We start from the raw sequence: 10195 nt of genomic DNA, 5'->3' as shown, positions 1-10195 counted from the left end.
CGCGGCTAGAAGGTGCTGGTGGGGCGCACCCGGTTGGCCATGTCGACGAGCGTGTAGCGATGCCGCTGGGTGGGCGCTACCCGGGCCAGGCTGCGCAGTGACGCCTCGACACCCAGCCGCAGCCCGTGCTGGGTGAACGGGAAGCCGAGGATGTGGTTGGTGCTGGCCTGGTTGGCCTCGAGCCAGTCCATCGCGCCGCCGAGCACCAGCGCCCGGATCTGCAGCACCCGCGGTTCGGTGGGGGGCAGCGCCTCGACCCGTCGAGCGGCGTCGCGGATCTGCTCTTCGGTGACTTCGTTGATCGACCGGCCGGACAGCAGCATCACCGCACTGGTCAGGCGTGCGGTGGTGAAATGCCGTGATGTCGCCGGCACCTCGTCCAGCGTGCGCACCGCGCCTCGTCGATCGCCGGCGGCCGAGAGGGATCTCGCCAAGCCGAATGCCGCCGAGATGGCCCCGTCGTTGGTGCGCCACACGGTCTTGTAGAACTTGTCCACGTCGACATTGCCGGCGAGTTCGCCGGTGGCGGCCAACGCCAATTTCGGCGCCAGCTCGCCGGGGAAGGTATCGAGCACCTCGGTGAAATGCTTGATGGCGGAATCGTAGTCGCCGGTCAGCAACTCCGCGACGGCCCGGAACCAGACCAACCGCCAGCGCCAGCCCACCCGCTCGGCCAGGTCGTCGAGTTTGCGTGTCGCCTTGGCCACATCGCCGAGGTCCAGCAGCGCGCGCACCTCCATCAGGGGGAGCTCGACGGACTCCGAGACGTCGATGCCCTCGGCGGCCAGTGAGCCGTGCCGCGCCGCGCGCAATGAGTCCAGGGTCTGCACCGGCTGGGAGAGCACCGTCGCCTGCAGCACGGGGGCGGCGACGTCGGCGGGATCGACCAGCGGCACCGACAGCGCGGTCACGATCTCCCGGGCGGTCAGCTTCTCCGAATGCACCTGCCCGTCCAGGTAGACATCGGTGTGCGCGACCGACAGGTCCACGCCGAAGGTCGAGCGGCTCGGGCTGAACAGCGTCGACAACCCGGGCCGCGGCACTCCGGAGTCCTGGGCCACGACCTCGCGCAGCACCCCCATCAACTGCCCGGAGATCTCCTCGGCCGAGCCGAACCGGCGCCGCGGGTCGGGGTCGATGGCGCGGCGCAGCAACCGGCCGAACGAGTCATAGGTCGTCAGCACCGGATCGTCTTCGGGCAGCCCGTCCACGTAGCGGCCGTTGCGGGTGCGCAGATTCAGCGTGAGTGCGGCCAGCGTGCGTCCGACCGTGTAGATGTCGGTGGCGATCGTCGGGCCGGTGCGCACGATCTCCGGCGCCTGGTAGCCCGGTGTGCCATAGAGGTAGCCGAACGAATTGACCCGCGACACCGCGCCCAGGTCGATCAGCTTCAGCTGCTCCTCGGTGAGCATGATGTTCTCCGGCTTGAGGTCGTTGTAGACCAGGCCGATGGAATGCAGATAGCTCAGCGCCGGAAGGATTTCCAGCAGGTACGCGATGGCCTCGGCGACCGGCAGCTTTTTGTCTTTCCTGCCCCGCTTGAGGGACTGCCCGCCGATGTACTCCATGACGATGTAGCCGACCGGATCGCCGTGCCGGTCGGTGTGTTCGACGAAGTTGAAGATCTGCACGATCTGCGGGTGGACCACCTCGGCGAGGAACTGCCGTTCGGCCATTGCGATCGCCTGGGCCTCGGCGTCACCGGAATGCACCAGGCCTTTGAGCACCACCGGGCGGTCGTTGACGTTGTGGTCGACGGCCAGGTACACCCAGCCCAGCCCGCCGTGTGCGATGCAGCCCTTGACCTCGTACTGGTTCGCGACAATGTCGCCCGTATTCAGTTGGGGCAGAAACGAATACGGACTCCCGCAGGACGGGCATTTGCCGTCCGACGCGCCCTTGCGCTCCGAGCTGGACCGGCCCACGGGCTTTCCGCAGTTCCAGCAGAACCGCTTGCCCTCCGGCACCACCGGATTGGTCATCAGCGCTTCGAGCGGATCGATGTCGCGGACCCGGGGGATTTCGACCAGTCCACCACCGAGCTGCCGGGTAGGCGGCAGCACCCGGGTCGCGACCGTCATCCGGTCCTGCGGTTCGGTGTCTAGGCTGCCGAGCGTGATGTGCGGTAGGTCGTCGTCGTCATCGTCCCAGTCGGGCCGGAAAAGTGCCTGGGTGGCATGCGCGCGCCCGGTCGTCGCGCCGGTCTGTGCTTCCGGCGCGTCGGTGCCCGGGTCGACGTCCTCGGCGTCGGCCTCGGTGTCGGGGTGCTCGGCCTCGGTCATCAGTCCACATACTTCGGTACGGGCGGGGCGGGCGCCGGGCCGAGAACCGTTAACCACTTGCGGTACAAGGTGTTCCAGGTACCGTCCCGGCGGATGCGTTCCAGCGTGCCGTTGACGAACCGGACCAGCCCGGTGTTGTCCAGGTTGATCCCGATGCCGTAGGGCTGGGTCGCCATGTTCGGTCCGACGATGTGCAGATACGGGTCTTCCTCGACCAGTCCGGCCAGGATCGAGTCGTCGGTGGACACGGCGTCGATCTCCCGCTGTTGCATGGCCACCAGGCAGTCCGCCCAGTTCACCACCGAGACGATGACCGGGGGCGGGTCGATCTGTCGGATGCGGTGCAACGACGTGGTACCCCGGGCCACGCAGACGCGCTTGCCCGACAGGTCGGCCACCTTGGTGATCGGCGAGTCTCGCGAGGCCAGGATCCGCTGGTTGGCGTCGAGGTAGACGGTGGAGAAGTTCACCTGCTTGCGCCGCTCGCAGGTGATCGTCATCGTCTTCACGACGATGTCGACCTCGGACTGCTGCAGCGCGGTGATGCGTTCGTCCGACGACAGGATCCGGTACTCGACGTGCGACGGGGCACCGAAGATGTCGCGCGCGACCTCGCCGGCGACGTCGACGTCGAAGCCGGTGATCTCGCCGGTGATCGGGTCGCGGAAGCTGAACAGGTTGCTGCCGATGTCGAGCCCCACGATCAGCCTGCCGCGAGCCCGGATGGACGCGACCGCGGCATCGGCCTCGGGCTTGGTGGCGAAGGGGCGCAGGCTGGCGGTGGCGTTGCAATCCTGGCCGGTCTCGTCGGGCGGCAGCGGTGGTTCCGCCGACAGCTGCTCCATGCCGACCGGGGTGGGCGGCGGCAACGTCGGCGCGGTGGCGACGGTCAATGTTTCCGTGTGCCCGCAACCCGCCAGCACGATCGCCGTGGCCAGCACGGCGGACGCCCGACGGATCCTGGGCAGACGGGTCATTATCGATACTCTTTCAGCCGCGGCCACAGGCCCAGGGCGACCGCGATGGCGGCACCCAGGCTGAGCACCACGCCGCCGACCTGGGCGCCGGACAGCCCGCTGCGCGCGTTGATCACGTCGTTGCGCAGGTGCGCCCGGCACTGCGTCATGGCCTTGCCCAACTGGTCTTCGAGCTTGTCGAACGCGGGCGTCGAGTCGTCCTCGGCGCTGCCCAGCGCGATCTGAGTGGCCGAGCGATAGTTACCGACCGAGATGTAGGAGTTGATCCGGTCGTTGGCCTGCCGCCAGCGGACCAGTAGCTGGTCGGCACCCTGCAGGTCGGGTTTGTCGACGGCATCGCTGCGGGCCATGTACTGGTCGATCTGCTGATGCATGAAGTCGATGCGCTGATAGAACGACTGTTTGCGGATCTGCTCGTCGCCGCGCCGGATCAACGACAGTGTCTCGTCGGCCCGGGCCTGTTGAGCGGTGATGGCCACGCTGGTCACGGTCTTGAGCGACTCGGCCGCCGTGTCTTTGGCGCTACGGCTGGCAGTCGTGGAGATTGTTAGCGCAGTCCCGACCCACACCACCATGACGAGGATACCGAGCGCACCCACGACCAGCCCGGGATTAATTCGGCGCCGGGTGCGCCGGGCCAGCCAACGATGCGAGAACACGCCGAAGACGACCGTGGTCGCGATGACGAGGACCACCGGAGCCGGAAAGTGCGTGGACGCGGTGGTTTCCGCGTCCACCCGTTCCGCCGTCGCCTGGTAGAGCTGCGCCGCGTCGGGCAGGATCGTCGACTGCATCAGGCCCGATGCCTCCGACAAGTACGACGAACCGACCGGGTTGCCTTCCCGGTTGTTGGTCCGCGCTATTTCGATCAGGCCCGTATAGACGGCCAGCTCGGCGTTGATCTTGCCGAGCAGCTGTACCAGCGGTTCATCGGTCAGGCCGCTGGAGGCCCGCGTCACCGCGACCGCCGCGTCGGTGATGGCCTGCTCGTAGCGCATGCGGACCGGCCACGGCTCGGCCTGCGCGATGAACGCGGTCGCCGCCGCGGCGTCGGCCACCGACAGTGTGGTGTAGAGCCGCCCGGCCGCGAACGCCAGCGGCTCGGTGTGGTTGAGCACGGTGGACAACACTTGCTGGCGGTGGTTGATCGTCGTCGAGGTGGCGAAGGCGCTGGAGACCCCGAGCGCCGCCAGCACGATGCCGATGGTGAGGATGCGGCCGGGGGTCGTCGAGATGAACCACCAACGGGGGTGGGCCGGTTCGCCCGGCGACCGCGACCCCAACGGTTCGGTCGACGGGTGCGCCAGCTGAACCGTCACGTGCTTTCAGACCTCAACTTTCGGTCACTGGAATGCGCCGCTCGTACCTGTATAAGCGAATTCTAAGAGGATGTCGGCGCGGATGGGGGGAGGCGGCCCCAATTTTGGTGATCGGCTGCATATCCTGAACGCGTGCAAGGCGACGGTGACGGATGGGTGATATCCGACCGCGGCGCCCACTACTGGGGTCGGTTCGGCGCGGCGGGTCTGCTGCTGCGGGCGCCACGCCCCGACGGCACCCCCGCGGTGTTGCTGCAACACCGGGCGGTGTGGAGCCATGAGGGCGGCACCTGGGGGTTGCCCGGCGGCGCCCGGGACAGCCACGAGACCCCGGAGGAGACGGCGGTCCGCGAAGCCCACGAGGAGGCCGGGCTGCTCGCCGAGCGGGTGGCCGTGCGGGCGACCGTGGTCACCGCCGAGGTTGCCGGGATCGCCGGTACCCAGTGGTCCTACACCACCGTCATCGCCGACGCCGGCGAGTTGCTGCACACGGTGCCCAACCGGGAAAGCGCCGAAATGCGCTGGGTCGCCGAGAACGAGGTGGCCGACCTGCCGCTGCATCCCGGCTTCGCGGCCAGCTGGGAGCGGCTGCGCACCGCGACGGCGCTGATTCCGCTCGGCCATTCCGACGAACGGCGCCAGCACCTGCCGCGCACGCTGGAGATCGACGCCGGGGTCTTCGTGTGGTGCATGGCGGTCAATGCGGATCAGGCGCCGTCGCACCTGAGTCCCCGAATCAGCTCGCTGCTCGAAGCGCTGAACTGAGCTGTTCGGCCGCGGCCCGGGGGTCTTTTGCCGCGGTGATCGCGCGCACCACCACGATTCGCCGGGCGCCGGCCTCGAGCACCTCGGGCAGCCGTTGTGCGTCGATGCCACCGATCGCGAACCACGGCTTGGTCGGGTTCAGCCGAGCGGCCGCCTCGACCAGCGGCAACCCCGGCGCGAAACGGTCGGGTTTGGTGGGAGTGGGCCAGCAGGGGCCGACGCAGAAGTAGTCGACTTCCCCTGTTTCCAAGGCCGCCGCGGCGTCTTTGACCTGGTCGGCGTCATGGGTGGACAGGCCGATCAGCGTGCCGGGCCCGGTGATTTCGCGGGCCACGTCCGGTGGCAGATCGCCCTGGCCCAGATGCAGCACGTCGGCTCCGGCCGCGCGGGCGATGTCGGCCCGATCGTTGACCGCGAACAGCGCGCCGTGCCGGCGGGCCGCGTCCGCGAGGACCTCGCACGCGGCCAGCTCATCGCGCGCCTCCAGCGGGCCGAACCGCCGCTCACCGGCCGATCCCTTGTCGCGCAGCTGGATGATGTCCACGCCGCCGGCCAGGGCGGCCTCGGCGAACTGGGCCAGGTCGCCGCGCTCGCGTCGCGCGTCGGTACACAGATATAGCCGGGCGCCGGTAAGACGGGTAACAGGATCGTGCACACCGCGACGCTAGCGCGCTAGCGTAGAACCCGAACAACGAGAGACACGGGAGTCCCGGGCGATCTGCGGGGCTGAGAGTGGACACAGCCGGAACCGCCGGAGCTGTCCTTACCGTCACACCTGATCCGGATCATGCCGGCGAAGGGAGCGGAAGATGTCAGAGGCAGGGACGCTGGCCGTCATCGGCGGCGGCGTGATCGGGCTGTCGGTGGCGCGCCGGGCAGCCCAGGCCGGATGGTCGGTGCGGGTGCACCGCACCGGCGACCACGGCGCGTCCTGGGTCGCCGGCGGCATGCTGGCCCCGCACAGCGAGGGCTGGCCCGGCGAGGAGCGATTGCTCAGGCTGGGCCTGGAGTCGCTGCGGCTGTGGCGTGAGGGCGGCTACCTGGACGGGCTGCCGCCGGAGGTGGTCACCGCCCGCGAGTCGCTGGTGGTGGCCGTCGACCGGGCCGACGTCGCCGACTTGCGCACCGTGGCGGGCTGGCTGGCCGACCAGGGGCACCCGGTGATCTGGGAGCCGGCCGCGCGCGACGTCGAACCCCTTCTGGCGCAAGGCGTCCGGCACGGCTTTCGGGCACCCACCGAACTGGCCGTGGACAACCGTGCGGTCCTCGACGCGCTGGCGGCGGACTGCGAACGTCGCGGCGTCGCATGGGCGCCGCCGGCACAGGACCTGTCGCGGGTCTCCGGCGACGCCGTGGTGATCGCCAACGGCATCGACGCGCCGGCGCTGTGCCCCGGCCTGCCGGTGCGCCCGGTGAAGGGCGAGGTACTGCGACTGCGCTGGCGAAAGGGCTGTATGCCGTTGCTGGGCAGAGTGATTCGCGCACGCGTGCACGGCCGCCAGGTGTACGTGGTGCCGCGTGCGGACGGGGTTGTCGTGGGTGCGACGCAGTACGAACATGGCCGTGACACGGCCCCGGTCGTATCCGGAGTACGTGACCTGCTCGACGACGCGTGCGCGGTGCTGCCGGCACTGGGTGAGTACGAGCTGGCCGAGTGCGCCGCCGGGCTGCGCCCGATGACACCCGATAACCTTCCGCTGGTGCATCGCCTGGACGACCGCACCCTGGTCGCGACCGGGCACGGCCGGTCAGGTTTTCTGCTGGCCCCGTGGACCGCCGAACAGATTGTGTCCGAACTCGTTCCGGTAGGAGTCCAGTCATGATCGTGGTAGTCAACGCAAATGCGGTCGAGGTCGACGGCCCGACTACGGTCGCCGGGTTGCTGGAATCGCTCGGCTTTCCCGAACGGGGTATAGCGGTGGCCATGGACGACGCTGTGCTTCCCCGGTCCAGTTGGACCACAAAGCTTTTCGACGGTGCTCGACTCGAGGTAGTGACGGCGGTGCAGGGTGGTTGACTCCAAGCTGACGATCGCGGACCGCAGTTTCGCGTCGCGGCTGATCATGGGTACCGGGGGAGCGACCAGTCTGGCGGTGCTGGAGGAGGCGCTGCGGATCTCGGGCACCGAGCTGACCACCGTCGCGATGCGCCGGGTCGACGCCGAGGGTGGTACCGGGTTGCTCGACCTGCTCAGCCGGCTGGGCATCACGCCGCTGCCCAACACAGCGGGGTGCCGCAGCGCGGCCGAAGCGGTGCTCACCGCACGGCTGGCACGCGAGGCGCTGAACACCAACTGGATCAAACTCGAGGTTATCGCCGACGATCGCACACTGCTGCCCGACGGAGTCGAGTTGGTCCGGGCCGCAGAGCAATTGGTCGACGACGGATTCGTCGTGCTGCCCTACACCAACGACGACCCGGCGCTGGCCCGCCGGCTGGAGGACACCGGATGCGCGGCGGTCATGCCGCTGGGCTCGCCGATCGGAACCGGCCTGGGCATCACCAACCCACACAACATCGAGATGATCGTCGCGCGAGCCGGCGTCCCGGTGATCCTCGACGCCGGCATCGGTACCGCGAGCGACGCCGCGCTGGCGATGGAATTGGGTTGTGACGCGGTGCTGTTGGCCACCGCGGTCACCCGGGCCGCCGATCCGCCCGCGATGGCCGCCGCGATGGCGGCGGCGGTCACCGCCGGTTATCTGGCGCGCCGCGCCGGGCGGATCCCGAAGCGCTTCTGGGCGCAGGCATCCAGTCCACCCCGGTCGACGATGCGGACCGGGGACCGGGCCGCTGAGCAGCGGGCCATCGAGCCTGAGCGATGAAACGTTATGTAGCGCTGGGCAGTTCGATGGCTGCCGGGCCGGGCATCCAGCCACGCGTTCAAGGCGCTCCCCGATGGTCGGGACGGTCGGCGCGCAACTACCCGCATCTGCTTGCCGAGCAGCAGAACCTCCAACTGGTCGACGTCACCTTTTCCGGCGCCACCACCGCTCACATCCTCAACGATCGTCAGCTCACTGCGCCGCCGCAGATCGCCGCGCTGGACGGCTCGGAGGATCTCGTCACGATCACGATCGGCGGCAACGACGTCGGCTACGTTCCGCTGCTGATGGCGGCGGCACTGCCACGGCCGGCCCGGCGGCTGCCGCTGCTGGGGGCGCGGATCGCCGAACTGCTGGACCCTAACGTGCGCGACCGCGCCCTGGCAGAGGTGTCCGACTCCTTGTGTGCGGTCGGGAAAGCCGTATGTGAACGGGCCCCGCGCGCACGGGTTTTCTTCGTCGACTACTTGACAATCCTGCCGCCCGAAGGCGGGTCGGCACCTCCGATTTCGGACGCGGATGCCGCCCTGGGCCGCCACGTGGCCACCGCGCTGGAACGGCTCACCGCCGACGCGGCCGCGGCATCCGGCTGCGAGGTGGTCAGCGCCGCCGCCGCCAGCCGGGATCATCACGCATGGGCTGCGCAGCCCTGGACGACCACGCCGGCGAAATACATTGTGCCGCTGCCGGGTCGGCCGGCGCCACTACATCCCAACGGTGCGGGGATGCGCGCGGTGGCCGAACTCGTTGCGGCCCAACTCTAAAACTCAGCCGTTGGACTGCCACCACTTGTAGAGAGCCGCCGTGTCTCCGTTGGACGCGCGGACGAAGGCCAGCACGTTCTTCGCGTCGACGGTCCAGAGGACCTCGGCCTGGCCGGAATCCGTTCCGCACGCCACCTGTCCGGCCGAGTCGGAGCTGCCCTGGTGCCACGTGGTGGGCGACTTGGCGTCCCCGCAGTTGGCGAGGGTGTCACTGCTGATGAGCTTGGTGAACGAGCTGGCCGTGTCGGCGCTGTTGGCGAACAGGAAGTACTTGCCGCCCATCGGGCCGCTGGAGTCGGTGTTCTGTCCGCACTGCAAGACCGCTACCACCGGGGCGGTAAACGAGCCCTGCACCTCGGACACCGCCTGAGACGAGCAGTTGCTGCTGCTGTAGCCCTTCGAAAGGGCGCTCAGCAGCGTGGCGTTGTTGTCTGCCAGCGCGGTCGGAGTGCCGACGCAGAAGAAGGTCGCTGTAAACGCTGCAGCCGTCGCGGCTCGCAGCGTCTTGGTCGGGTGAGACATCCTCGACTCCTGAAATTCGGGTAACCGCCTAAAAGGCTGCGCCGACGGTATTTGTCTTTGCCAGAATGATCGTAGGGGCAAACCACAGCTATGCAACCCATTCCGCCGAATACGGTTTACACCGGCATCCTTTCCGGCGACACCGGTGTGGAACCTGTTGCGGCCCAACTCTGATCAGGCGTTGGCCTGCGACCACTCGTAGAGCGTGGGGGCGTCGCCCATGAAATACATAGAGCCCAACCCGTTTTTGCCGTCGACGGTTCAAAGGACAAGGCGGACGTTTTTAAGTTCCGCAAGCCATCTGGCCACCGGCCTGGTTGGAACTGCGTTGGCGCCAGGGGACTGGATCTTTGCTGCCGCTGCACGAGGACAGGGAAACGTCGCGGGGTTGGCAGCGTATGCTCCGCTCAGGTCGTTGCTGATCTTGAAGAGCTGCTAAACCGCGGAAGCCGGCCCGTCGGAGTCGGGGTTCGCCCGCACTTTGGTGCTGCCACTTCGGGGCCCGTCAGCCGAGCCGATTGACAGTTGTTGAGGCCGTATCCCTTCGACTGCGCCGGCTAGTGATTTGTTATCCGCGCCGCCGCCGGTGTTGGGTCTGAGGTCGCTGTCGCGGCGCCCGCAAACGCCAAAGCACCCGCGGGCACCGCGGCGGTCGCGGCGCGCGGCGCGTCGGTCGGAGGTGACATCCGACGACCCCTTTCGGTGGTCGCAGTGGCGGTGCGACTACCGGAATCGGAGGGC

General features: G+C 68.6%; 10 protein-coding genes. 5 read left to right on the top strand and 5 right to left on the bottom strand.

What is annotated here, in order from left to right:
- Nucleotides 1–5: 5 nt before the first annotated feature.
- From SKC41_RS04245 to glnX, 3 genes are read right to left on the bottom strand one after another with little or no spacing between them, the layout of a single operon-like run.
- Entirely contained in the window at nucleotides 6–2282 is a 2277-nt protein-coding gene (locus tag SKC41_RS04245; RefSeq protein WP_330976467.1) for a serine/threonine-protein kinase PknG, read from the bottom strand.
- The gene (locus SKC41_RS04240) at nucleotides 2282–3259 is read right to left on the bottom strand and encodes a glutamate ABC transporter substrate-binding protein (RefSeq protein WP_330976466.1); all 978 of its coding nucleotides are present in this window, start codon (nucleotides 3257–3259) and stop codon (nucleotides 2282–2284) included. The genes SKC41_RS04245 and SKC41_RS04240 overlap by 1 nt, the downstream gene beginning before the upstream one ends.
- The gene (gene glnX, locus SKC41_RS04235) at nucleotides 3259–4578 is read right to left on the bottom strand and encodes a protein kinase G-activating protein GlnX (RefSeq protein ID WP_330976465.1); all 1320 of its coding nucleotides are present in this window, start codon (nucleotides 4576–4578) and stop codon (nucleotides 3259–3261) included. The genes SKC41_RS04240 and glnX overlap by 1 nt, the downstream gene beginning before the upstream one ends.
- Before the next feature lie 132 nt (nucleotides 4579–4710).
- On the opposite strand from glnX, the gene SKC41_RS04230 reads away from it, so the two are divergent.
- Entirely contained in the window at nucleotides 4711–5343 is a 633-nt protein-coding gene (locus SKC41_RS04230; protein ID WP_330976464.1) for an NUDIX hydrolase, read from the top strand.
- Here the strand turns inward: SKC41_RS04230 and thiE are convergent.
- A complete protein-coding gene (gene thiE, locus SKC41_RS04225) occupies nucleotides 5315–5998 on the bottom strand; it encodes a thiamine phosphate synthase (protein ID WP_330976463.1) in 684 nt (227 codons plus the stop codon). The genes SKC41_RS04230 and thiE overlap by 29 nt on opposite strands.
- Before the next feature lie 154 nt (nucleotides 5999–6152).
- Here thiE and thiO point away from each other — a divergent pair, with 154 nt between their 5' ends.
- From thiO to SKC41_RS04205, 4 genes are read left to right on the top strand one after another with little or no spacing between them, the layout of a single operon-like run.
- Nucleotides 6153–7166 carry a glycine oxidase ThiO gene (gene thiO, locus SKC41_RS04220; protein WP_330976462.1) on the top strand — a complete coding sequence of 338 codons (1014 nt, stop codon included), beginning with the start codon at nucleotides 6153–6155 and terminating at the stop codon, nucleotides 7164–7166.
- Nucleotides 7163–7360, top strand: a complete 198-nt coding sequence (gene thiS / locus SKC41_RS04215; protein WP_239722005.1) for a sulfur carrier protein ThiS — start codon at nucleotides 7163–7165, stop codon at nucleotides 7358–7360. Before thiO ends, thiS begins: the two co-directional genes overlap by 4 nt.
- A complete protein-coding gene (locus SKC41_RS04210; protein WP_330976461.1) occupies nucleotides 7353–8168 on the top strand; it encodes a thiazole synthase in 816 nt (271 codons plus the stop codon). Before thiS ends, SKC41_RS04210 begins: the two co-directional genes overlap by 8 nt.
- The gene (locus tag SKC41_RS04205) at nucleotides 8165–8932 is read left to right on the top strand and encodes an SGNH/GDSL hydrolase family protein (protein ID WP_330976460.1); all 768 of its coding nucleotides are present in this window, start codon (nucleotides 8165–8167) and stop codon (nucleotides 8930–8932) included. The genes SKC41_RS04210 and SKC41_RS04205 overlap by 4 nt, the downstream gene beginning before the upstream one ends.
- A 3-nt stretch (nucleotides 8933–8935) precedes the next feature.
- Here SKC41_RS04205 and SKC41_RS04200 read toward each other — a convergent pair whose 3' ends face one another.
- Nucleotides 8936–9454 carry a serine/threonine protein kinase gene (locus tag SKC41_RS04200; protein WP_330976459.1) on the bottom strand — a complete coding sequence of 173 codons (519 nt, stop codon included), beginning with the start codon at nucleotides 9452–9454 and terminating at the stop codon, nucleotides 8936–8938.
- Between the last annotated feature and the right edge of the window lie 741 nt (nucleotides 9455–10195).

Origin of the sequence: Mycobacterium sp. 050128 (genome assembly GCF_036409155.1) — a bacterium.
GTDB lineage: Bacteria > Actinomycetota > Actinomycetes > Mycobacteriales > Mycobacteriaceae > Mycobacterium.
The sequence above is the reverse complement of the archived record's forward strand: the minus strand, read 5'-3'. Positions and strand labels throughout refer to the sequence as shown.

What these genes read in the sequence shown, in the direction of transcription:
- SKC41_RS04240 (WP_330976466.1), bottom strand. Translation starts at nt 3,259, where the DNA reads ATGACCCGTCTGCCCAGGATCCGTCGGGCGTCCGCCGTGCTGGCCACG.
- thiO (WP_330976462.1), top strand. Translation starts at nt 6,153, where the DNA reads ATGTCAGAGGCAGGGACGCTGGCCGTCATCGGCGGCGGCGTGATCGGG.
- SKC41_RS04200 (WP_330976459.1), bottom strand. Translation starts at nt 9,454, where the DNA reads ATGTCTCACCCGACCAAGACGCTGCGAGCCGCGACGGCTGCAGCGTTT.
- thiS (WP_239722005.1), top strand. Translation starts at nt 7,163, where the DNA reads ATGATCGTGGTAGTCAACGCAAATGCGGTCGAGGTCGACGGCCCGACT.
- SKC41_RS04245 (WP_330976467.1), bottom strand. Translation starts at nt 2,282, where the DNA reads ATGACCGAGGCCGAGCACCCCGACACCGAGGCCGACGCCGAGGACGTC.
- SKC41_RS04205 (WP_330976460.1), top strand. Translation starts at nt 8,165, where the DNA reads ATGAAACGTTATGTAGCGCTGGGCAGTTCGATGGCTGCCGGGCCGGGC.